The sequence below is a fragment of the Bacteroides sp. MSB163 genome, assembly GCF_036416795.1.
Classification (GTDB): Bacteria; Bacteroidota; Bacteroidia; order Bacteroidales; family Bacteroidaceae; genus Bacteroides; species Bacteroides maternus.
Genome location: NZ_CP143867.1, coordinates 1,207,756 through 1,230,612, shown reverse-complemented (window position 1 = coordinate 1,230,612; position 22,857 = coordinate 1,207,756). Strand labels below are relative to the sequence as shown.

The 22,857-nt window shown below is 45.4% G+C and carries 17 protein-coding genes; 11 read left to right on the top strand and 6 right to left on the bottom strand.

Translation table 11 applies throughout. The features are described from left to right. Positions 1-134 precede the first annotated feature (134 nt). The 7 genes from VYM24_RS04245 to VYM24_RS04215 all read left to right on the top strand — a co-directional run bounded on the left by VYM24_RS04245 (position 135) and on the right by VYM24_RS04215 (position 11,272). Positions 135-704, top strand: a complete 570-nt coding sequence (locus VYM24_RS04245) for a DUF3575 domain-containing protein (protein WP_025831225.1) — start codon at positions 135-137, stop codon at positions 702-704. Positions 705-714: 10 nt separating this feature from the next. Beyond that, entirely contained in the window at positions 715-2,232 is a 1,518-nt protein-coding gene (locus VYM24_RS04240; protein WP_291554160.1) for a DUF3868 domain-containing protein, read from the top strand. Between the two features lie 36 nt (positions 2,233-2,268). Further along, positions 2,269-3,972 (top strand): Mfa1 family fimbria major subunit, encoded by a 1,704-nt coding sequence (locus VYM24_RS04235; RefSeq protein ID WP_330941537.1) that lies wholly within the window; start codon positions 2,269-2,271, stop codon positions 3,970-3,972. A gap of 273 nt (positions 3,973-4,245) precedes the next feature. Further along, positions 4,246-5,244, top strand: coding sequence for a FimB/Mfa2 family fimbrial subunit (locus VYM24_RS04230; RefSeq protein WP_330941536.1), 999 nt, complete (start codon positions 4,246-4,248; stop codon positions 5,242-5,244). A 2-nt stretch (positions 5,245-5,246) separates the two neighbouring features. Continuing rightward, positions 5,247-6,350 carry a fimbrial protein gene (locus VYM24_RS04225; RefSeq protein WP_291554153.1) on the top strand — a complete coding sequence of 368 codons (1,104 nt, stop codon included), beginning with the start codon at positions 5,247-5,249 and terminating at the stop codon, positions 6,348-6,350. Between the two features lie 44 nt (positions 6,351-6,394). Beyond that, positions 6,395-8,002: a fimbrillin family protein gene (locus VYM24_RS04220; RefSeq protein ID WP_291554151.1), complete on the top strand. Its 1,608-nt coding sequence runs from the start codon at positions 6,395-6,397 to the stop codon at positions 8,000-8,002. A 39-nt stretch (positions 8,003-8,041) separates the two neighbouring features. Further along, the gene (locus VYM24_RS04215; RefSeq protein WP_330941535.1) at positions 8,042-11,272 is read left to right on the top strand and encodes a fimbrial protein; all 3,231 of its coding nucleotides are present in this window, start codon (positions 8,042-8,044) and stop codon (positions 11,270-11,272) included. An 81-nt stretch (positions 11,273-11,353) separates the two neighbouring features. On the opposite strand, the gene VYM24_RS04210 is transcribed toward VYM24_RS04215, so the two are convergent. Together VYM24_RS04210 and VYM24_RS04205 are read right to left on the bottom strand one after the other, a co-directional pair. After that, complete coding sequence (locus VYM24_RS04210; RefSeq protein WP_117691339.1) at positions 11,354-12,316, bottom strand: hypothetical protein; 963 nt, start codon at positions 12,314-12,316, stop codon at positions 11,354-11,356. A gap of 240 nt (positions 12,317-12,556) precedes the next feature. After that, positions 12,557-13,516 carry a hypothetical protein gene (locus VYM24_RS04205; RefSeq protein WP_291554144.1) on the bottom strand — a complete coding sequence of 320 codons (960 nt, stop codon included), beginning with the start codon at positions 13,514-13,516 and terminating at the stop codon, positions 12,557-12,559. 258 nt (positions 13,517-13,774) lie between these two features. Here VYM24_RS04205 and VYM24_RS04200 point away from each other — a divergent pair, with 258 nt between their 5' ends. The 4 genes from VYM24_RS04200 (at position 13,775) to VYM24_RS04185 (ending at position 16,520) form a co-directional block, all read left to right on the top strand. After that, positions 13,775-14,227, top strand: a complete 453-nt coding sequence (locus tag VYM24_RS04200) for a DUF4469 domain-containing protein (protein ID WP_330941534.1) — start codon at positions 13,775-13,777, stop codon at positions 14,225-14,227. Between the two features lie 318 nt (positions 14,228-14,545). Further along, a complete protein-coding gene (locus VYM24_RS04195; RefSeq protein ID WP_330941533.1) occupies positions 14,546-15,019 on the top strand; it encodes a hypothetical protein in 474 nt (157 codons plus the stop codon). Between the two features lie 779 nt (positions 15,020-15,798). Beyond that, positions 15,799-16,122 carry a nucleotidyltransferase domain-containing protein gene (locus VYM24_RS04190; RefSeq protein WP_044265545.1) on the top strand — a complete coding sequence of 108 codons (324 nt, stop codon included), beginning with the start codon at positions 15,799-15,801 and terminating at the stop codon, positions 16,120-16,122. Continuing rightward, positions 16,113-16,520, top strand: coding sequence for a HEPN domain-containing protein (locus VYM24_RS04185; protein WP_044265542.1), 408 nt, complete (start codon positions 16,113-16,115; stop codon positions 16,518-16,520). The genes VYM24_RS04190 and VYM24_RS04185 overlap by 10 nt, the downstream gene beginning before the upstream one ends. Before the next feature lie 317 nt (positions 16,521-16,837). Here VYM24_RS04185 and VYM24_RS04180 read toward each other — a convergent pair whose 3' ends face one another. The 4 genes from VYM24_RS04180 to VYM24_RS04165 all read right to left on the bottom strand — a co-directional run bounded on the left by VYM24_RS04180 (position 16,838) and on the right by VYM24_RS04165 (position 22,841). After that, positions 16,838-18,196, bottom strand: coding sequence for a transposase (locus VYM24_RS04180; protein ID WP_330940231.1), 1,359 nt, complete (start codon positions 18,194-18,196; stop codon positions 16,838-16,840). Positions 18,197-18,376: 180 nt separating this feature from the next. Continuing rightward, positions 18,377-19,549: a mannonate dehydratase gene (uxuA, locus tag VYM24_RS04175; protein ID WP_291554136.1), complete on the bottom strand. Its 1,173-nt coding sequence runs from the start codon at positions 19,547-19,549 to the stop codon at positions 18,377-18,379. A gap of 31 nt (positions 19,550-19,580) precedes the next feature. Continuing rightward, a complete protein-coding gene (locus VYM24_RS04170) occupies positions 19,581-20,390 on the bottom strand; it encodes an SDR family oxidoreductase (RefSeq protein WP_025831231.1) in 810 nt (269 codons plus the stop codon). A gap of 117 nt (positions 20,391-20,507) precedes the next feature. Then, entirely contained in the window at positions 20,508-22,841 is a 2,334-nt protein-coding gene (locus VYM24_RS04165; protein WP_330941532.1) for an alginate lyase family protein, read from the bottom strand. Between the last annotated feature and the right edge of the window lie 16 nt (positions 22,842-22,857).

Here is a 22,857-nt window from a genome sequence, read left to right as displayed (position 1 = left end):
ATAGATACAATTTACCATCTCCCTTATTACTCCGATATTTGCATACTGAGATTTTAGGCTGTTTTCGGTACGTTTCAGAGGTGAGAATGCGAATCCGGTTTATAAAATGATTTTATAATAAAAATGAGAATTGAATGAAGAAGATATTAGTATGCATACTATTCATATTGGGTTTGTTGCCGACTGAAAGTAAAGCTCAGAAGATTGCTGTGAAAAGCAATCTTCTTTATGATGCTACCACTACTATGAATCTCGGTCTGGAAGTAGCTTTGGCACGCAAGTGGACATTGGATATTCCGGTCAATTATAACCCTTGGAAGTTTGATGATACCCGTTTGAAGCACTGGGGCATACAGCCGGAACTTCGGTACTGGTTCTGCGAAAGCTTCAATCGTACGTTCATCGGGCTGCACGCCCATTATGCAGACTTCAATGTGGGCGGATGGCCCGACTGGCCGTTCGTCAGTGAAAACATGCAGAATATGCGCTATCAGGGGCGCCTGTATGGCGGTGGTATTTCGATAGGCCACTCATGGATATTGAGGAAACGCTGGAGTATAGAGGCTTCCCTCGGTTTGGGATATGCACGCATTGTGTATGAAAAGTATCCCTGTGCAACGTGTGGCACTAAACTGAAAGATACCGGCAAGAACTACCTGGGCCCTACTAAAGCGAGTGTGTCACTTATTTACGTAATTAAATAGAATGAGAAGGATGAAAAGAAATAGGCAATTCATCATATGGGTGCTGACTGCCTTATGCCTGAATCTCGACGGAGTCATGGCTCAGGAACGCTCTTATGAAGGAACTATCACTATAGAACCTGTACGACTGGAGCAACTGGGGGAAACTATCCATATAGATTTTGACATAGTGATGGATAATGTGAAGGTGAAATCATCTCATGGGGTGGACTTTATTCCGCAATTGGTTTCTCCCACCGTTACCTACGATCTTCCGCGGGTTTCCATCAAGGGGAAAAACGAGTATCTGGTTTATGAACGCAGGCTGGCGGTGATGAGCGCTAAGGCGAAGAAGAACTACAAGGCGCCTTATCTGATAGAGAAAAATCAGAAGAAGAAGAGTGGTGTTATCCGCTACCGATATACGTTGCCTTACGAGGCTTGGATGGCGAATGCCCGTCTGAACGTGCAGCGTGATGAGTGCGGTTGTGGCGAAAGCACACTGATGAATGTGGAGTACGCTTTTGATAAGGTTACGCTCGAACGTATGTTGGTGCCGTATGTGGTGACTCCCTATCTCTCGTACGTAGAGCCTACGGTAGAGGAGATAAAGAGCCGTGATGTACAGGCGGAATGTTTTCTGGACTTCGAGGTGAATAAGGTGAATATCCGTCCCGAATATATGAACAATCCTCAGGAACTGGCTAAGATACGTGCGATGATTGACGATCTGAAGTCTGATGCCAATGTGAAGGTGAAGCGTCTGGATATCATCGGTTATGCTTCTCCCGAAGGAACGTTGGAAGCGAACAGACGTCTGTCCGAAGGTCGTGCCATGGCATTGCGCAATTATCTGGCTGCCCGCTACGACTTCCCGCGCGACCAGTATTACATCATCTTCGGCGGTGAAAATTGGGACGGGCTGGTAAAGGCGCTCGATACGTTTGAGATGGATTATAAGGACGAAGTGCTGGACATCATTACGAATATTCCTATTGAAAAGGGCAGGGAAACGAAGTTGATGCAGCTTCATGCGGGGGTGCCTTACCGGTTTATGCTGAAACATATATTTCCGAGTCTGCGTGTAGCCATCTGTAAGGTGAGTTATGATGTGAGGAATTTCAATCTGGAGGAAGCGAAGGAGGTGATAAAGAAACGTCCGCAGAATCTGAGCTTGAATGAGATGTTCATGGTGGCCAATACCTATCCGAAGGGTTCGCAGGAGTTTATCGATATTTTTGAGTCTGCCGTCCGCATCTATCCGGAAAGTGAGATTGCCAATATGAATGCGGCTGCCGCAGCCCTTTCACGCAATGACCTGGTTTCTGCGGAATGCTATCTGGAAAGAGTGAAGTCGGACGCTTGTCTGCCCGAATATAACAATGCAATGGGAGTTTTACTATTAATGAAAGGAGAGTATGAATCATCGGAAAAGTATTTGAAGGCTGCCGAACAGTCGGGACTGGAGGCGGCAAAGGGAAATCTGGAAGAATTAGCTAGGAAAAAGGCTAATGCGGCCGAGATAAAGAGAAGAAATAAAAGTGAGTAAATTATATATGTATTAATTCTAATAAATGTTTGTTTTATGCTAAAGATTAAATCTTTTTTAGTGTCATTGCTGGCTGTTGCGGCATTGGCGAGTTGTTCAAAGGAGAATGACGAAAACCCTGAGGTTGACGGAGGGAAAAACTATGATGTGGCTTATGTGTCGATCAGTATGACTAATCCAAAAACGACAGGGACACGTGCTTCTTCGGAACAGCCGTCTTCGTCGGCGGAAAGTAAGATTAATGAACTCTATGTGATTACGTTCAATTCGGGTAAGGTGGTGACTAAGGATGCAGATGCAACCGGGTATGCCACGGTATTGGGTTCAGGTACTTTCGGGACAAATAGTGGGGTTACCACTCCGAATACTCCGATTAAGGTGGGTACGGATACTAAATACCTGCTTGTTGTAGCTAACCCGGGGACCGTATTAAAGAATCGTTTGGATAATATCTCAACGGGTGCCACGTATGCTGACATCAATGCTATGATTACAGTTCCTACAAAGCTTAACCAGCCCAGTAACGCTTATCTTGTAGAAGAGGTGGTACATACTAATGGCTGTGCAATGATTAATGCCGGTTTCTTCGATGATTCCGATGGAGACCCTGCCAATCATGCATGGAAAGATGAATGCCTGCTCGATGTATCGGACAAAATTGTTTTGGCCAAAGATCATAAAACGGAAACTCAAGCTTTGAATGCTGCGAAAAGTAATCCGGCTACTCTTGAAATAGAACGTCTTGCGGCCAAGCTTGAGGTTATGATTGGTAGTCCATTAGAGGTTGGACCTTTTGATGATGATACAAATGCCAGCCTTGGACAGTTTGATTTTGGCAACTGGACTATCGACTACTACAACTCTCTGATGTTTCCTTTTGCAAAAAAGACTACTACAGCGTCGTCTCATACTGCCGGATTTTACAAAAGTAACTTCTATACAGTCGACCCGAACTTTACGACTGCCGGTGGAAGTGAGTATCTTACGGGCCTTGTTAAGAATGTACTCGATGCTACCACCCGCGAGCCCAAAGTAGAATGGGTTAGTAACAGTACAGTTGCGGGTGAGAACTGCAAATACTGTATCGAGAATACGATGGATGAAGGATTTCAGAAATTCGGTGCAGCTACGCGTCTGGTGCTAAAAGGCAAGTATGCACCTTGGCCGGCTGGTGATTTTACTTTAGGAGAAGACTGGTATCGTCTTCCTAATGGAACTAACTCTGTAAATTTCAAGAGTTTCGCCGATTTGCTGGCTGCTTATACACCTGCTAAAGCTAAAGCGGAAGCTGACAGAACTGCTCAGGAAAAGCTCTTGGTTACAGCATGTGAGTTGTTCTATACCCAGATACAACCTGCGCTTACCATCAATGATCCGGGTGATTTTGCTTCTCTTACGCAGGCCATTCTTGATGCTAACAATATTCCGAATGGCGGGGAACTGACCAAGGAAGAAGGTTGCATCTATTGGTATCCGAAGAGTCTTAACTATTACTACTATGAGATACGTCATGACAATGCGGCTAACGACCACATGGAGTATGGAAAATATGGTGTGGTGCGTAATAACTATTACACGCTTAAGCTAACGAAGGTGAATGGTAACGGTACACCGTGGTATCCCGGTGGTGGTCCCGAAGATCCGGATGAAGAAGAAGATATCGATAAGTTGGGTGCTTACCTCCACTTTGAGATTAAAGTTGCTCCGTGGGTATACTGGACTACCGATTTCGAAATCTAAATATACTCTTTATTTTAAAGAAAACAGGGCAGTGCGCACTGCCTGCCCTGTACTTTTCTAAATAGATATTCCGTGCGGAACAGAACGCGAGGAAAAGTAAAAGCAAGCCGGTGACAGGCTTCCCAAAAACAGCACTGAATCATTCCGGCGCACCTGAGATGCATGAAATGCGAAGCGCGCCCCCTAAAGAGGAAATAACCGGAGATCACTAAACCAGACTCTCTGACAATATAAACGGCAATCCGATAACGTTGCCCCATAAAAGAAAAAGATATGTTCGGAAAAACTAAATCGCTGTTCCTTATCGTTGCCTCGATGCTATGCATAGCTTCGTGCGACAGTATACGCGAAGACCTGCCCCGGTGCGAACTTTGGTTGGAGTTTGCATTCGACTACAATATGGAATATGCGGACGCGTTCAATCCGCAGGTCAAATCGGTAGATGTACTGGTGTTCGACAGCGATGATAAATTGCTTTTCTCCAAGAGAGCCGAGGCTACCGCACTGGTTGGCGGAAACCGGATGTCGCTTACTGATGAACTCGATTTCGGAAACTATAAGGTACTGACCGTTGGCAGCCTATCTGACAGATTCCGGTTTTCGGACAATGCAGGCAATGAACTGATGCCGGGAACAACCACCCTTCAACAGGTCATTGTATCCTTGAAGAGGGAGACGCCCGTTGTCGACTTCGAGTTCCAGCACCTTTACTTTGGAGAAGTAGTGGAAGTGGATCACCTTCCGTCCAATACCAGCCATAAGGTTTATCCGGTGAAGTTGATACGCGACACCAATCGCTTTAATATCGTGTTGATGAAACATGAGGAGAATGAAGTGGATGGAGCGCAATATACATTTGAAATTCAGGCACCGGAAAATGCGGTTTATTCCTGGGAAAACGAACCCGTAGGACAAGGACCGGTGACTTATATGCCTTACTATACAGGTCCGGGTGAAATATCCGACGTGATTGTGTCCGCACGCCTGAACACCATGCGTTTGCTCAACAGGAGCGGATGGGAGTATAAGTTCATTATAAGGAATGCAGATACCGGCGCCGAAGTGTGGAGCTACAACCTGATGACACTGTTGAGCATTGCCCGGCCGACTTCCCGTTACGATGGAACGGAACTTCCCTTTCAAGAATATCTTGACAGGCAGAGTGAATGGAATCTGATATTTACTGTTGTTGAAAACCCCGAAGGAGGATTCCTTCAGATCGGTCTTGTTGTAGGAACTTGGATTTATTGGTTCCACGAGGTTGAAGTTTAAGAATGAGAAAGAAACTATTACATATCATTTGTCTGGCATCCATGATCCTTTTGTTCTCATGCAGTGGAGATGTGACTGATGAGTTGCCTGCTCTTACCCGGGCGCAACTTAGCATCAACCTGCTGAACAATGGAGATGTGGATCAACAGGAGGAGATAAACTCCATACGGTTTATCGTATTCGGCAGTACGCCCGGTGGCGTGAGGCTGGATGTGAATGAACACATCCTGTTGAGTACTCCGGAGACAGCTACCGATATAGATGCGCAGCTTCTCAAAGTGACTTCCAGCAATGATATCCTGGTCGTAGTTATTGCCAACGAACCACAGAGTCTTACAAGTAAACTTGACGGTATAGCCAGTCATTGGACGTTGCAAGATATGCTCTATGACATCTCTGACATACTCAACAGTGACGGACAGATAATTACTACGACCGGAATGCCCATGATAGGAGTGGTTCGGGGTATATCCATAGCACCTGATGAAACGCAAAAAGTAGAGATGGTTATCGAACGTGCCGTAGCCCGTGTAGACGTCTTTCTCGAAGCGATAGACGGCGGGGCGGTGACCGGATATACAGCCGGGAGCACCAGTGTTACTTTGCACAATCTTTCCCACGATAGTTATTTCGTAATGGGAAACGTAGGCAACGGCACGCGTGATAACGCAGACTCTTCAAAGAACTACGGGAAAGTGAAGGAAAACGTGCCGGAAATTGATTTATTAACGGACACCTGGACAGCGGCAACATCGGACACTTGGGCATATTCATCGGCTACCGGAGCTAAGAACCGGAGACTACTCTGTTCGTTCTATACTGCCGAACGCATATTCAAGTCGGATTATTCCGACCGGCTGGCTGTCAGTATGGCTAATGTCCCGAAAGGTCCTTCGGATGTCACCGGGATCACTGAAAAAGTGATTGAAACCATAACGAAGGTGGATGATAAAGGTAGCCCGACGGCACAGCCTTTTACGGAGATCCGGCGGAACAACGTGTACCAGATAACGGCGCGTGTGGGAAAAATCGGTATTCAGATACTTACGGTAACCGTAGAAGATTGGGGTGACAGGCAAGACATTGATCTGGATATGGATCTGTGATACCTTTCACCGGTTGTTTTTGTTAATTTCGGAAAAGGAGTAAGATGATAAAGATTATAAATAATATCAGGATGATTACAGCAACGGCTATCCTTTCGGTCGTCCTCTTTTCGTGTATCGGAGAAGAGATGACGTGCGATAAGAAATTGATTGTTGTGCAACGTATCGGAGAAGGTGGCAATATCGACACTCGTGGTACGGCTATCTCCTCGAATACTGACCTGAAAGGAGAAACATTCGGCCTTTTCGGTTCACTGACACCCAATGCTTCCGTTCCCCAACAATACTTCAATGCAAGTGCCAGAGTAAATACCGACCTTACGGCCACAATCTCGCCGTTGCAATATTGGCCGGGATTGCAGAATGCAAGTATGAAGTTCTTTTCCTGGTATCCATACGGTGATGCGAATGCGCCTGCTGCGGATTTCACCGATCCCGGTGAAATGGTATTGAATTATACAGCGAATGCATCCGCTGCTAATCATGTCGATGTGCTGGCGGCTGTGTCGGGTCCTGCATGGGTTGAGGGGGTGAATATACATTTCTACCATACACTGACCAAAGTAACTTTTACATTCAAAAAGGTAGCTCCGGTACCTGATGAAGTAACCATTGAGAAAATAGAGTTTCAGGATGTGGGACAAAGTGGCAAGCTTGCTGTGGCTGAAGTCCCGACCACCACCACGAAGAATGCCAAACCAAAGTTTGTCTGGAGCGATGTCACAACCGGAAATGTCGCTTCCGTTCCCGTCGGCAATAAGACGGTGACCGAGGATGCCACCTTGATTGGTGATACATTCCTTATGTTGCCGACCGACGATTTCTCTGCAACGGCTAAAATCGTTGTCACCACTAACTTTGGTGATCGGGAATTTCTGCTCAGTGATATTGTTGCCGGGAATCCGCATTCCTGGGAATCGGGGGAGTATATCAACTATAACCTTACGATATCAAACGAGACCTATCAACTGTCAGCCACTCCCCTTGAGTGGGACGAGAGTCCGGTAAATGTGATTTTCGACAAACAGTACTATCTTAAGTTGTCGCAGACCAAGGTGCAGACAGCCCGTAATGCTGCTACTGTTGATATAGAGGTGAAAACAAATTATGATGCAAATCCGGATACAGGCTATCCCGCGGGTGCACTGCTGGATAAGAATGGTATGGAATTGTGGGTAACGGTCAACATGACTCAGACGTCCTTTTCGGATGGAGTGTATACTTATAATGTTAGTGTTGTGATGCCTGAGTTTGATTCGGGAGTAGGAACCGAGCGGTGGACAAGGTGCTACATTAAAGCAGGTAATCTGCATCATCAGGTGGCTCTTCAGCAATGGGGCGGAGACGGAATATGGATGAATTATGATGTACAACTGGATAGCAGTGATACAGGAACCGGAATCATGCAACGCCGCAAGATCGTTTTTACTTCAGGTAGCCCTGGCTGGTGGGAGTGGGAAATAACCGGTGTGAATGATCCGGATGATATCTTGCTTAACCGTGAGACCATGATAGAAGCGCACGGTTCGAGCGGTGGTACGGTTTTTTTCTACTTCAAGGCTAACGCAATATCCGATAAGACGGCCACGCTGACATTAAACAATACGAATGGTGATAATCCCCCTATGACAGTAACATTGACTGTACCCTAATGGAGGATATAGAAATAGATTAAGAAAGGAAATAAAAATATGCAATATAGGACTTCAATATTCAGAACGATTTTGCTTTTATTGGCTTTGTTGGCATTGATGGGGTTTACTGGATGTGTACAAGAAGACTTTGAACCAATGCCTCCCCAAACAGGGAATGGGGTACAATTCACCTTGACGGTTCCTGATGTGGATATTCCGTCGGTGACTTCGCGCACAATGGCCGGAGCGGGGGCAGCCAAGAAAGAAGACGAAATAAAGACTGTAGATGTCCTTGTGTTTGATACGTCAAAAACACCTGCGGTATTTTTGGAATGGGTTCGTGGCACGGGAGTTAAACAGGATTTGGCAAATAATAACTCTACTGTGAATTTCTCTGCCGTACTTTATCCTACTACTGAATCGACATGCATCGTGGTTGTGGCAAATAGGGAACTTGACGGTATTGCGTCGGAATTCAAGAAGGGGGAAACCACTAAAGTTGAGGCGATGGAAGCACTGCTCCATACCCACACCGGCAAATGGACGGCAGACGGTTCGACGACTGATGGTTACACACGGATTCCTATGTACGGTGAAAAGGAAATAGCGAAAATAGCTCCTTCGATGAACCCGATAACCGGCATCAATATGAAACGCATGCTGGCGCGTATTGATATTCGTAATTCTGCATCTAACTTCACAGTAGAGGAAGTTTATCTGGCCAATTACAATACCATAGGATATATTGCTCCGGCATGGGATGCAGCCGGAAAGGTTATCGACCCGGCTCCGGATGCTACGAACCTTCCGGCTGACGGTGGCAAGAAGATAGGGGAGGGGGAGGCAATCCTTTATTCCGTGGATGGAAACACACCCTACAACGGGGAGATTTATACATTCGAAGCACCTGCTGCAGTGGATGCCGACGGTGTGGAGCAAGACGGAGCTTCGAGCCGCAAGGATGCTGTTTGCTTGATTGTGAAGGGAAAGATTGGTAATGGTAAATCCACTTTTTACCGCGTGGATTTCACAAAAACCGGAAAGATAGGAGAGGAAGTTGAATATCTGTCTTTGAAGCGAAACTATAAATACATCATCACCGTAACGGAAGCTTCGGGCATTGGTTATGAAAGTTTCAGGGAGGCATTGGCATCTTATACAGTCATGTCCAATCTTAAGTTCCGGTTGATACATTATGACCGGGATATGGTCAAGGATGTGGTTTACAATGGGCAGTATATGCTTGGTGTGGGTGAATCGGAGGTCAGTGTGACGCAACATCAGAATAATGGTTACGCTATCAATGTTTTTACTGACAATCCCGGCGGCTGGAAGGCTACTGTTACGGAAGGTAATGATTGGCTTGGTTTCACAGGTGGAATGGCCGAGGCCTCAGGGGCTGCGAATGCAGACACGCAACTTCTATTGAGGATTCCTTATTTTAATAACGGAATTACCGGAATGACCCGTACGGCAACGGTTACGCTGACAGCGGGTCGGTTAACTTACGATATTAAAGTGACGCAGGGAGTGATAGACCCGGGAATCATTAAATTTGTAGATGCATATGGGAATGTGTTGGAAAATGGCCTTTTCTTCCCTATTAGAAATCCTGATGGAGATGAATTGCCTATCGAGCCACAGACGGTGTATGTGATGTTTTCTGTGGATAAAATCAATGTCCAGCTTTTTGGTTCTGAGGATCTGTCCACGATTCAGTATCCTGCCGATGGTCTTATTCCACAATTGTACAGAGACAGCAGGAAGTCCTTCACTGAAAAGGTGCAAGCGTTTACAGTGCATCCCAATCCGAGGCTTGCGGGCGATGGCACCAGTGCAAGTACCTCTGGCTGGTGGTGGCGTTGGGATATATTCAATTTCTATCTCTATGATAAGGATGGCAGTTATACTGGTTCTATTACTTTGCCAATCAATCAGGGCGAACTGCAGTTCTCATTCCGGTATTATCCCACTGTTGACAATAGTCGCACCTATAAAGTTCATTTAGGGGCGGAGCAATATTTGCAGTTGTTTGTCAATAATAACTGGACAATTGAGAACGTTGAGGAATTGAACATTGTTGGTGATGACGGAACCGGATTGCTCAGACCTGACGCAGATAGCGATATAGTTGTGGGCAGAACGAATGCGGAGTCGAAGATGTATCAGAGCTCTGTAGTAGATAATGATGATGATGGTAAGGCTAACGATGTGGTAAACCGTGGATATGACTTCAGACTGAAGCTCCATCCCGGAAAATGGAAGGAAGGAAAAAGCGGAACGATAAGAATAACATTTAAGAATGTGATGCATACTGTAGCGAATGAATATTTCCCATTTTATCGCACGATTGACCTTCAGATGGTATCTGAAACAAAATCTTATACAACTGCCGGAAACCCTCTTTTTTACCTTTACCCTATCAGGCATGACAATCGGCTCCTGGTTACGAGTGGTCAAAACAAGGGACGTGTGGCGAGTATTTCTGATGCGGAAACTATATGTAATAATATAGGTGATGGCTGGCGTCTGCCTACTGCAAGTGAATTGTTGCTGTCATTTGCCTATGCAGATGCGTTGGGTGGTAATGCGTTGGGAAGCAGTGATGCATATGGGCAGAATATATATGGATGGTATCAGAATTGGACAGGTAATTATTGGTCGTCCTCGTATTATTCCGAAGGGAGTACAGGTGCATATTTTGAACTCGACTTTGGAGCAGGATACCCGAAATCAGGGTCTGCCACTAATTTTTTTCGTTGTGTGAGAGATAATAAAAATAGCGGGAAAAAGTATCCCTATCTCTCAGTAGCTTCTTCAGGAGTTACTATCGTCTCCCGCGATGCGGATGGAGGAGTAGATCCTACGTTACTGTTTGCTTCGGGTGATACTCCTGATACAAGTAATGAAATGAATAAGATTGCTCCGAAACTTCTGGTGGGAAACACCAGTCTCAGCGGTAAGAGTTGGTCAGAAGCAAAGGAAGCGTGTGAGAGTATAGGGACCGGATGGCGTCTGCCTACCCAGCGCGAAATGTATATGATCGTTAGTCTGGGGGGAACTGAACTTAGTCTCGATAATCAAGGATTTGGTGCTTCGGCAGACTGGGGAACTAATTTTCAAAAAATTGCCACCATGCATTGGGCATTGACCGCACGGGATAATACTTATTGGTTAGTAGGATATAATTGGGAGTCAGCCCGTAGTCGTAATGAATTTAGTGCATGGTCAGGTGCAGGAACAGCGACCTGGCCCAGCTATCGCTGTGTGCGGTCTGTTGTAGATTAAAACCTGAATGAGTTGTATCAGATACTTTTCAAAAGCATCTTGATACAACTCATTTTTATACTACTTCGGTGTTCCTTTTTTCTATAACGTCTCAATAATACTTCTTTGTTTCTCGATAAACGCAATCCTCTGTGCCTCTCCACTACCTGAAATCAGAGTAGAATGTCTTCTCAACGACTGTATCCAGTTCTTCTGTATCTCACAGATTTGCGGGCTTTGCGAATCCATGGAATTGATGGAATATACCCTAAAAAGGCTGATTTGGTAATCCTTATTGGCAACATAGGTATAAGTCGCTTCAAAATCAATGTTCGACAGGTAAATGTACAATTCATGTCCATTGCTATACTCTCCTTTCACTGATAAATGTTCCAGGTCGATGAGTAACTGTTGCAGTTCGTTCTTCAGATACATGACGTCTGGCGTAGATATCAGATTCAATCCGGCAAAATACTTAATCTCTTTTACAAAAGAACTGAATACGTTGCTGTCCCATATAAAGTAGGTTTTTCCGGCTCTCTTTAATCCTTCGCTCAATTTCTTGTGAGAAGCGACTATTTTGTCGGGCACATGCATGTCGCTCAGAGAATTGGGAGTCTTCACTTTCCCATTCTGGTAAATCCACCGGCACAGGCGGAACTTGGACAGATACTCATAGGCCGAGTAAAAGGTAAAAGGAATTGTATTGGTTGCAGAATACACTTCAGTGGCACTGTCTCCTTTCATGGAATTGAAGATTCGCAGGTAACGCTCTACTATTTCATGATAACTTTCATATAAATTGGGTGAATGCAGAAGATTCACATCGAAAGTGACCCGGTTGGATAGATGGTTTCCGATAATCTGGTCGATGGAAATACCCAGATTATGGGAAATTACGGCTATTTCATCAAAGGTGAATGCGACTTCCCCCCGCAATCTGCGGTAGACGGCCTCTTTCCCCATATATAATGTATCTGTCAGATAATTGGCTAAGTTCTGCCCTGGGGGAATTCTTTCTTTCATTTCGTTAATCAACTCTTTTACAATGTAATTTTTGGTCATAGCCTTTTCTTTTTTGTTAATAATCAAATGTCATAGGACGAATTTGTGACATATACAAATATAGAGCTTGTTAACGGAACTTTTGTGATTGAAATCATGTGGTGAAAACGGTAGTCTTTTCTGATTGAAAAGAATGCGAAGGTAAATAGTTGAAAGATGAAAAAAAACAGATAGTAGCTCTATCTGTTTTCGAAATATGGCACTTGTTGTTTGAACAATTTCAGATTTCGGAATAAGGCGTTACAATGTGCCGATGATTTCCCGTTGTTGCTTAAAGAATTGGATGCGCTGCATTTCGCCGCTTTCCGATATTAGCGTGGAGAACTTCTTCAATGACTGAATCCACTCCTTCAGGCTGCGGAACATCTCGCTGTCCTGTGTGGTGATGGAGTTGATGGAATATATCCGGATCATACTGAGCTGTATGATGCTTGTATCCAGATAGCTGTAGGTAGCCTCAAAGTTGATGTTTGAGATATAGATCCTGATGTTGTTGCCCGCCTTGCTTTTCCCGCAGGTAGCCAACTCTTCCATATCATCTACTACTTGGAGTAGTTCTGCTTTAAGCAGACCTTTATCTTCGTCGGAGATGAGATGGACATCGCAGAAGTACTGGATGTCATTAATCAGATGGCTGAAAATCATATTATCCCAGATGTAATCTACGGAATGGATGTGGTTTATTGCGCTGGCATACTCTTTTTGCTTGTCCACTATCTTTTGTGGGATTTCCATTTCTTCAAAGTGTTTGCACTTTATGTTTTCATTCTGGTACATCCATTTGAATAGCCTGAATTTGGAGAGCATATTATAGTTCAATGAAAGAGTCAGCGGAATGATATTGGATGAAGTTCCAACTTCCGAGTATTCGTCTTCTTTCACTTTCCGGAATAGCTCTACCTGCTTTTCCAGGATGGAATAGTAAGTTTCGTAAGGCTGGCTGCTATCTACTATGTTCATGTCGAAAACGGCATTGTCGCGGAAGCTCACACCTATCATTTTGTCCAGCGATATACCCAGTTTACGGGATATAACGGCTGCTTCGGCCAGGGTGAAAGGTACTTCACCCCGAAGCCGGCGGTAAATAGCTTCTTTGCCTATATAAAGAATGTCCATTAAAGTATTGGCAAGATTTTCTTTGGATGGGAGTTTCTCTTTGACGGCATTAACTAATCCTGTATTTAACTCGTTTGTTATCATAATCTTCTGTCTGAGTTAGAGGTTTGTCTATTGTCTATTTAACACTTTTGGGGGCTTCCTTGTTTCGAAATTCGTAACATTTCTTTCGAAGGGGGATGTCTTTTCCGAAAAATGAGTCTGGCAAACCTTGCGTAGCCATATATAGAAAGTCGGATTGGCTGATATTTCTTATTACTGGCACGGAAGTGTATGCGTTGTGATGTAATTTTGTGAAGCAGTTTGATAGACTGTTATTACTAACTAATTGATGGATATTATATGATGAAAGATAAGAAAAAAATAGTGGCTGAGTTACACCATAAGACGCAGGAAAAGAACGAAATCCCAACGCTTTTTGGGAAGAAGATTCCTGTTATCAATAGTGTGTACGACCCGCTGACGGGCATGCGCGACGGTACCATTACCTCGAACGCTCCTGTTGTCATCACAGGTGAGAACCTGTGCTTATCTTCACTCGGAACCATATACCTGGGTCTCTCTCCCGTCTCCGATAAGGGCACATTGATACATGTAAAAAGAGTGTTTAAGTATACCGATACAGAGGTGTTGGTAATCCTGCCTGATTTGGAGCCGGGAGATTACTCCCCGGTTATGATGATTCACATGGGAGGGAAGATAGACTTCACCTATACCTTGCCGGTGTCATGGAGAGTGCTCGACGAAAGATATACGGCCCTCTTTGTAAGGAGGAGTTGCAGCGACTTAATTTGATGTTTTTTTAAGCCGGAAGTAAAAAACATAGAGGTATTTTGTTATTGAATATGAAAAAAACGTATCTTTGCAGGTGAACAAGTGACATATAGTATTGTGTATACGTATATGTCCTCTTCCGATTACAACGAAATGTGGAAATTTGTTTAAGAAGTCGGATGAGCGTAGCCTGTATCAATCTTGGTACGGGCTTACTCTTCCTTTTCTTAGGGTACCCACATACCTGTTGTAGGGGAAGACGTAATGCCCCGTACCTCTTGTAATAACCAGTTATAGCCGTATAGGGTTGATTTGAAACTTATTAATCAAACACTCTATATGGCTAATTGGCTTTCTGTAAGTTTGGCCGCTGAGAAATACGGCATATCCGAAGAGCAGATCCGCGAATGGATAAGGCTCGGTTATCTGAGATGTTCATCTCTGGATAAAGACCCTTACGAGGACCCCGATCCGATGGTGGATGCGGAGGACCTTGAGAAATCTCTTGAGTTTAATTCAACGAAGTCTTACCCGGAAGATGACGCGACTATCGAGCGGGTTCCGAAAGAGCATTTAAACTGGCTTTATAAGGAGAATGCACGCTTGACAAAAGCTTATGATGATTTGCTGGAGGAGAACTACCGGCGTGCTCAACGGGAGGCAAGACTACAGGAGGGGTTTGAGAAGATGTCGGACCTCACCCATAGAATTCTTTCATTAAACGAAAAGGTACTGAATAATGATAGGAAAATGAAAGGAGGGAAAACAACTGCCTGGTCTTTCCTGTGCCGACTATTCCGAAAAGAATCATAATAGGTAATTTCTCATCTAACCAATATATACCCTGTTTTTTTCAATCCTTTTTTATCTCGTGAATGCGGAGTTCCTTCAGAGGCTTCGCATTCTTTTTAATTTATGTGATAACTTAGGAGGGTGTGCTAAAAGTCAGACATCATACTTTATTCCGGACAAAAAGTAATCAGAGTGGGCCTTTTGCTGATAAGTGCTTCTGGCAAAATGTTCGAAATAGAATCTGCCTGGATAATGTATGGAATATAAATACATGGTTTCTGCATAAACAGATAGCGTATGTGGATGGTTATGCAAGAAACTATGCTTCTTTCGCAAGGGAACTATAGATGTAACGTAAACGATCTATAGATGCAATGCAAACGATCTATAGATGCAATGCAAACGATCTATAGATGTGACGCAAACGATCTATATTTGTAACACAGACGATCTATATTTCGGACACAGACGGTTTATATATGGGCGACAGATGATGTGTTTTTAGTACACAGACCATCTGTTTTTCTTTTTTTAGAGTTGTCCTTATTTATGTATTCTTCTTTCAATCAGCAAGATGCTGGTTTTCGTTCGTTTCTTTTCGTCCTTCCCTGCACCGGGACGGAAATATCGCGTTCTCGTTATGCATAAAAAGCAAAGTGTCATAACGTCACTATTGAATAGTTAGAATTATATCCCGCTTTTAGGTATAAACAGGAAAGTTAGAGAAATAAGCCTAAGTTGAATTGGAATTACATGATATATTTTTATCTTTGTAATTGGATATTAGTAAAGAAGATACGATGTATTCTAAAACAAAAATATTGCAGCAAATCAAGGATACCTTGCAGAATGTGCTTCCCACAGGAGGGAGGGTGCTTTTGTTCGGCTCTCAGGCACGCGGAGATGCCCGTGAAGATTCTGATTGGGACATTCTTATTTTGATTGATAAGGAGCGGATTAATAATGATGACTTTGATAATGTTGCTTACCCTTTGATGGAATTGGGCTGGAAGATAGGGGCTATGATAAATCCTTTGCTTTACACTTATAGTGATTGGCAAAAGAGGAATTTTACTCCTTTTTATAAGAATGTGGAACAAGAAAGTATTGAGATATGTCGTTGACAATTGATGAGAAAAAAGCTATAATTTCGTATCGGATACAGAAATCTGAGACTGCGATGATTGAAGCGAGGGATAATGCGTTGTTGAATCATTGGAGTTTGGTAGCGAACCGCCTGTATTATGCAGTATTTCACATGGCTTCAGCTCTAATGGTGGATAAGGGGTTTGCTTCAAAAACTCATAGTGGATTGATTTGTATGTTGGGACAGGAATTTGTAACGAGAGGTTTGCTGAGCAGGGAAGATGCTCGTTTAGCTTCCCGATTGCTTAATATGCGTCAGGCAGGTGATTATGATGATATGTTTGATTGGGCAGAAATAGATGTTGCCCCATTGTTTCCACAGACAGAAATATTGCTTGAAAAAATGAAAGAACTGATTTCTATTAAGCAGGATTGATATGCTTTGAGTCGGTAAATTCACCGATAAAATGGTTCATAATTAGTTACGGGCTACAGGCACGAATGATAAGTGCTTTGTAGCCCGTAATTAGGGATATTCAGTAAATGTCCCTCTTTCTTATAAATTAAGAGAACAGTTTTACTTTACGTGAGCTTTTCTCTTAATTTTTTTGTGTAAAGTCTCAAGTCTTCTATCTTTTTAATAGAATATTATTTACATATTCTTATTTTTTCTTCCCAACGGTACATTATGTATATGTCTTTTTAGGGGAAGTTAAAACCCTCTCCTCTTTTCTTCTTCTTCTTTTAGTCTGATTATGCAGCCGTTCTTTTTTTCTTTTCGACCTTTTCTATCATAGATACCGCATTGGCCGTATGTATTCCAAAGAAAATCCAAAGTATTTCCGTTTTCCTGTTTCTGGCTTTTATTCTGGCCAGTGAGTAATGTTGTTTCTGTGTTCCAAAACTTCCTTCCAGACGGGTAGCCCTCTCACGGCTGAGTTCCGACCGTAAGATTTTCCGAAGTGGCTCATCTTTGGCAGCTCTTCCCTTACGCTTAAAGGAAGTACTTATATGATATTTAGTACAAAATTTCCGGTTGGCATTATTAGCATAGATTGAATCCGCTGCAAGCGCCTTAACCCTGACCTTGGTCAGTTGTTGTTGCAAATGAATACAGTCTTTCAAACGTACTCCTTCGTTAAAAGCCTTAAAGGAGATATGCTCTATGAAGGAGATTCCATCTATCTGTATATTGTTGACCTTGGCTCCGAACTCAACGGATTTGGTTTCCTTGCCTCTGATAATGGGGCGAAGGTAATGCCGGTCGATACTCACGATACGGTTGGACACTTTTTTGCCTGCAAATAAATTCTTCCCTTGCTCAAGGACCGTCTGTATGACCGAGAAACGTCTTTGGTAATCAGAGGATAGTGTAAGCCTGTGCCTGTAGGATGAATGAAGATGCTCCAGCTGGTCCAGTAACTTTTCCAATAACTGAAGTAGCCTGCGTTTAATCATACGGGTCTGTGATTTCCTGCGTTTACGCAGTTTACTGTAAGCAAGGTAGGCACGGCTTACATCAAGATACTTGTTACGGGGACGTTGTATGTGCAATGTACGGCAATGTTTGCACAGATGGCGATGAAGCCATACAATACCTTCCCATAAGAGTTTGACATCAGTAGGAAAGCGCAAATGACTTTCATAACAGGTGGCATCGGTCATACAGACATGAAGGTTCTCAAGATAAGGTTTCCAATGCTCAGCCAGAATAAGCTGGAGGGACTCAATATCAAGGCGGTCCGCTAGTTCCTGACGAATCGCACTGACGATTTTAGGATTGGTCAGTGGATGAAGAGGATCAATCTGAACACCACAAAATAACTGGTAATGAATATTACCGTTTAAATGCTCAATCAGTTGTGCATCGGAAAAGTTGGTATAGGACTTCAGGACCATCAAGGCTATTTTACCTTCGGGAGAAAAATAACTTTTACGACCCAAAGCAGAGGACTTCAAATGCATTTGTCGGGCCAGTTCCGAGAAAGGAAACAGGGCATGGAGGCGACCTAATTCGCTCGTTGCAAAACTTTGACGATATTTTTTTAGCATATCGAACTCGGTAAAACCTAAACAAGGTTCGATTTCGGATATTTTTTGTATCTTTACCATGTGTTTTTAGTTTAGATTACCCCCGTTTTGGCCGTCAAACCGTTTTTTGGGGGGAATGCTTAAAGATACAAAAAAGGCAACTAACTCGCAATGAATTAGTTGCCTTAAATTTTATTATTTTACGAATATCCCTAATTAATTGTATGGATGCATCAGATGGACTGATGCTGCCTACAGAGATTACTTAAAGATAGACTTTGCGATGCCCATTTCCAGTCCGCGCAATTCTGCCAGTCCGCGCAGGCGGCCGATGCAGGAATATCCCGGATTGGTTTTCTTCTTCAGGTCGTCCACCATCTGATGCCCGTGGTCGGGACGCATGGGGATGGATACTCCGCGACGTTGTTGCAGTTCAAGGAAAGCCTTCATGACGTGATACATATCTACGTCGCCTTCCAGGTGGTTAGCTTCGTAGAAGTTGCCTTCTGCGTCGCGCTGCGTGCTGCGCAGGTGAACGAAGTTGATGCGGTCGGCAAATTGCTGCATGATGGCGGCACAGTCGTTGGCGCTGCTTACGCCGAGTGAACCGGTGCAGAGGCAAAGGCCGTTGCTCTTGTTGGGAACAGCGTCAATCAAAGCCTGGAAATCGGCGGCACTGCTCATGATGCGCGGCAGGCCGAGGATGGAGCAGGGAGGATCGTCCGGGTGGATAACCAACTCTACGCCGGCTTCGTCGGCAACCGGAGCGATTTCCTGCAGGAAGTAAATCAGGTTGGCACGCAGTTTCTCCGGAGTGATGTCCTTGTAGCGGTCCAGTTCCTGCTGGAATTGTTCCAGTGTGAAACTCTCTTCCGAACCGGGCAGTCCGGCAATCATGTTGCGGATCAGCAGTTGTTTGTCGGCTTCCGTCATTTGCTCGAAGCGGGCTTTTGCCTTGGCTTTCTCTTCGTCGGTGTAGTCGTTTTCGGCACCGGGACGGCGTAGCAGGAAGAGGTCGAAGGCAACGAAAGCGGCACGCTCGAAGCGCAGGGCGCGGCTTCCGTCGGGCAGTTCGTAGGCAAGGTCGGTACGCGTCCAGTCCAATACAGGCATGAAGTTGTACGTCACGATGTTTACGCCGCACTTGCCGAGGTTGCGCAGGCTTTCTTTATAGTTATCGATGTATTTCTGGAAATTTCCCGTCTGGGTTTTGATATGTTCGTGTACAGGCACGCTTTCCACTACCGACCAGCGCAGGCCGACAGCTTCAATCATTTCCTTGCGTTTCATGATTTCTTCCACTGTCCACACTTCACCGTTGGGGATGTGGTGCAGGGCGTTCACGATGCCGGTTGCTCCGGCTTGTTTGATGTCCCACAGGCTGACCGGGTCGTTAGGACCGTACCAGCGCCAGGTTTGTTCGCATAATACCATGTTAATTATGAATTATAAATTATGAATCGGGTTAGATGGAAAAAGCGTCAAAACCGCCGTCTACTACCGACAGGGCACCTGTCACGAAGCTGGAAGCATCGCTGATGAGGTAGTGGATGGTTCCGAACAGCTCTTCCGGTTCGGCGAAACGTCCGCACGGAGTGTGGGCGATGATGGTCTTTGCGCGGTCGGTATATGAACCGTCCGGATTGGTCAGCAGCGCACGGTTCTGGTTCGTCAGCAGGAAGCCCGGGACGATGGCGTTTACGCGAAGTTCGGGACTGAATTTGGTGGCCAGTTCCGTAGCCATATAGCGGGTGTAGTTGGCAATGGCAGCTTTGGCAGAGCCGTAACCTACCACGCGAGTCAGCGGACGCAGGGCGGATTCGGAGCAGAAGTTTACGATAACGCCTTTCTTATTCTTAGCCATTACGTCCACGAATGCCATTGTGGGCAGCACCGTGCCGAAGAGGTTCAAGTCCACTACCTTTCTGAAAGCGTCCACTTCCAGGTCGAGGATGGTCTTATCCGGGGCGATGGTGGCACCGGCCATGTTTCCGCCGGCAGCGTTCAGCAACACGTCGATGGTTCCGAAGCGTTCCAGTATGGCTTTCTTGTTTTCTTCCAGCACTTCTTTGTTCAGCACGTCCGTCATCAGGAACAGGGCTTCCGTCTTCTGGCTGAGTTCGGCTTCCAGTTCTTTGCCGATTTCCTCCACACGGTCCAGGATAACGATTTTGGCACCTTGTTCGGCGAGGTAATTGGCGATACTCTTTCCTAAGATACCGCAACCGCCGGTCACGATAATCACTTTGTCTTTAATGTCGAATAAGTTTTTCATGTCTTTTTCTTTTATAAAATGATTCTAAATCTCTATGCTACAAAAATAGTGGAAAAGTAGTTTGCTCACCATACAAAACGTCTCAAAAAGATGAACTACTGTCTCAAAAAGTACTAATTACTGCTCAAGAGCAGCTTTTCTTGCCAATGCTTCCAGATAATAATAGTCGGCATAATTGATTGGGACATCAATTTCGTCCCCTCCCGGATGGTGTCCGGTGGAGTGGAGCAGAAGGAAGCCGTAGGTTGTTTCAGGTTCGGCACGGTAATGCTGGTTGAGGCTGTCCACTATCTTGTCGGCGATGTCCTGATAACGTTTGCCGTCTTCTGCTGAAACGTAATCACGGAGTTCATACAAGGCTGATGCCATGATGGCGCCGGCAGAAGCGTCACGGGGAACGTTGGGGATACCGGGGGCTTTCATATCCCAATAAGGGATGAAGTCTTCGGGCAGGTTGGGCAGGCCGAAAAAGAAGTCGGCGATGTGGCGTGCCTGTTGCAGGTAGGTGGGGTTCTTGGTGAAGCGGTAACACATGGTGTATCCGTAAAGCCCCCATGCTTGTCCGCGGCTCCAGAAAGAGTCGTCGGCATAGCCTTGCGCGGTTTGCCGGGCACGGACTTCGCCGGTTTCGGGGTCATAGTCCACTACATGGAAAGAAGAGTAATCTGGGCGGAAATGGTTCTTCATTGTTGTATTGGCGTGGTTGACGGCAATCTTCCAGTAGATGGAGTCGCCAGTCTCCTGAGTGGCCCAGAACAGCATCTCCAGGTTCATCAGATTGTCGATGATGACGGGGAACTTCCATTTGTCGCGGTTGTGGTCCCATGAACGGATGCTCTTTACCTTCTTGTTGTAGCGGGTTATCAGTGTCCGGGCGCTTTGCAGCACTACATCTTTGTAGGAGCGTTCGCCGGTCAGCTGATAGGCTTTGCCGAAGCTGTTGTTCATCATGAAACCGAGGTCGTGGGTACCTTTGTGCCATTTGGCTTCTTCTATCATCCAAGTGTTGCTGATGGCTTGCTGGCGCCAGAAGTCATCGTGCGTGTAGGCATACATCTGCCACAATGAACCGGGGAAGAAGCCTGAACACCAATCGTGAGGGTGTATCATCCGTAGCGAACCGTCTTTGTTGAGGCTGCGGGGCGTGACGCGGTGCTTGCACGGGTTGTCCCCTTCTTTTCTGGCTTTATCGGCGCACTTCAGGGCAAACTGGAGTTGTCCGCAGGCGAAAGCGTAGGCGTTGTCCACATCGTCGGCTTCTACCCATAGCAGGTTGAAGCGGTCTTTCCAGTTGATGATGCGGTGGGCTTTATAGAGTTCCAGATAGTCTTTCCGTGCAGGGTTGAACAAACTGGTGCGGTATAAATCTTTGCAGAACTCCTGTTGTTTATAGTCCCATTCGCTGATTTGACGGTAAGGCCAGTCTTTCACTTCTTTTCCCACATAGGGAACCAGGAAGTCCATAGCTTTGTAGAAGTTGCGCCCGTCTGCCGAGGTGGCGTTGTCAATGGAGATTCCGATCTTCTGTGCCATCATGAAGATGTCGATGAAGTGAGACAGGTTGAATTGCGAGTAACCGAAGGCAAGGGTGCGGCGCAGTTCGTGCGGTTGCTTTCCGTCCGGTTCTATCTGGGTGAAGATGCGCTTCAGGGGAATGGCATTGATGACTTCCTGCGCTACTTTCGTATTTCCTGCGTACAAGGCGAAGGCAATGACCTGTGCGTCGTGCGCCGTACTGTGGTTATTGGCCTGGCGTGCCTCTTCCTGTCCCTGCGGACTGTTCAGTATCCAAGTCAGCAACTTGCCGAACCATGCTTTCAGTTGTTTGGAATCTTTCGGGGTAAAGGCTTTTGAGCCCTCCAGCAGTTGCACCGCATCCAGCATCTCGACGAAGGAATAGGTATCGATGACCCCATAGCAACGCCCTTTATTATTGTTGTGCCCCGGTATCATTTGGGCATATTCCAGATTGGGATTCATGCGCGTATCTTTATTAAAGAACCATACGCGTATTAGTTCCGTAGCTTTCCGGGCATACTTCTCGTCACCGCTGAAGTACCAGGCAAGGGCAAGGGTGGTGACGCGTTGGGCGGTTTCTCCGAGGCGGTTACGGTCCAGCTTGTTCAGTTCCGGGTTCGATTCACCGTCACGGCTGATGTAGGGCAGTCCGTCCGGTTTGGTCGGGTCGGGCCAGAAATAGCGTGCCTGACTCATGTAGTCATGTTTGTCTCCGCTACCGGGTGTCTTCTCTTTCATCATGACGGACAAGGGCTGTGCGTCAAGCGTTCTTTCGGCATCCGTTATCAGTTCCTGATAAGCCGCCGAAAAGTACGGTTGATGTAATGATTGTTTTACTTTCTCCAGATGTGCTTTGCTCCAGATGGACTGTGCATGTATGCCGCTTGCCGCAAGCATCAGACTGGTGATAATTAAGCAGATTTTAGCTCTCATGGCGTTTTTGTTTTGA

Excerpts from the sequence above, each read along its gene's own strand:
- VYM24_RS04245 (WP_025831225.1), top strand. The coding sequence starts at position 135 with ATGAAGAAGATATTAGTATGCATACTATTCATATTGGGTTTGTTGCCG.
- VYM24_RS04240 (WP_291554160.1), top strand. The coding sequence starts at position 715 with ATGAAAAGAAATAGGCAATTCATCATATGGGTGCTGACTGCCTTATGC.
- VYM24_RS04235 (WP_330941537.1), top strand. The coding sequence starts at position 2,269 with ATGCTAAAGATTAAATCTTTTTTAGTGTCATTGCTGGCTGTTGCGGCA.
- VYM24_RS04230 (WP_330941536.1), top strand. The coding sequence starts at position 4,246 with ATGTTCGGAAAAACTAAATCGCTGTTCCTTATCGTTGCCTCGATGCTA.
- VYM24_RS04225 (WP_291554153.1), top strand. The coding sequence starts at position 5,247 with ATGAGAAAGAAACTATTACATATCATTTGTCTGGCATCCATGATCCTT.
- VYM24_RS04220 (WP_291554151.1), top strand. The coding sequence starts at position 6,395 with ATGATAAAGATTATAAATAATATCAGGATGATTACAGCAACGGCTATC.
- VYM24_RS04215 (WP_330941535.1), top strand. The coding sequence starts at position 8,042 with ATGCAATATAGGACTTCAATATTCAGAACGATTTTGCTTTTATTGGCT.
- VYM24_RS04210 (WP_117691339.1), bottom strand. The coding sequence starts at position 12,316 with ATGACCAAAAATTACATTGTAAAAGAGTTGATTAACGAAATGAAAGAA.
- VYM24_RS04205 (WP_291554144.1), bottom strand. The coding sequence starts at position 13,516 with ATGATAACAAACGAGTTAAATACAGGATTAGTTAATGCCGTCAAAGAG.
- VYM24_RS04200 (WP_330941534.1), top strand. The coding sequence starts at position 13,775 with ATGATGAAAGATAAGAAAAAAATAGTGGCTGAGTTACACCATAAGACG.
- VYM24_RS04195 (WP_330941533.1), top strand. The coding sequence starts at position 14,546 with ATGGCTAATTGGCTTTCTGTAAGTTTGGCCGCTGAGAAATACGGCATA.
- VYM24_RS04190 (WP_044265545.1), top strand. The coding sequence starts at position 15,799 with ATGTATTCTAAAACAAAAATATTGCAGCAAATCAAGGATACCTTGCAG.
- VYM24_RS04185 (WP_044265542.1), top strand. The coding sequence starts at position 16,113 with ATGTCGTTGACAATTGATGAGAAAAAAGCTATAATTTCGTATCGGATA.
- VYM24_RS04180 (WP_330940231.1), bottom strand. The coding sequence starts at position 18,196 with ATGGTAAAGATACAAAAAATATCCGAAATCGAACCTTGTTTAGGTTTT.
- uxuA (WP_291554136.1), bottom strand. The coding sequence starts at position 19,549 with ATGGTATTATGCGAACAAACCTGGCGCTGGTACGGTCCTAACGACCCG.
- VYM24_RS04170 (WP_025831231.1), bottom strand. The coding sequence starts at position 20,390 with ATGAAAAACTTATTCGACATTAAAGACAAAGTGATTATCGTGACCGGC.
- VYM24_RS04165 (WP_330941532.1), bottom strand. The coding sequence starts at position 22,841 with ATGAGAGCTAAAATCTGCTTAATTATCACCAGTCTGATGCTTGCGGCA.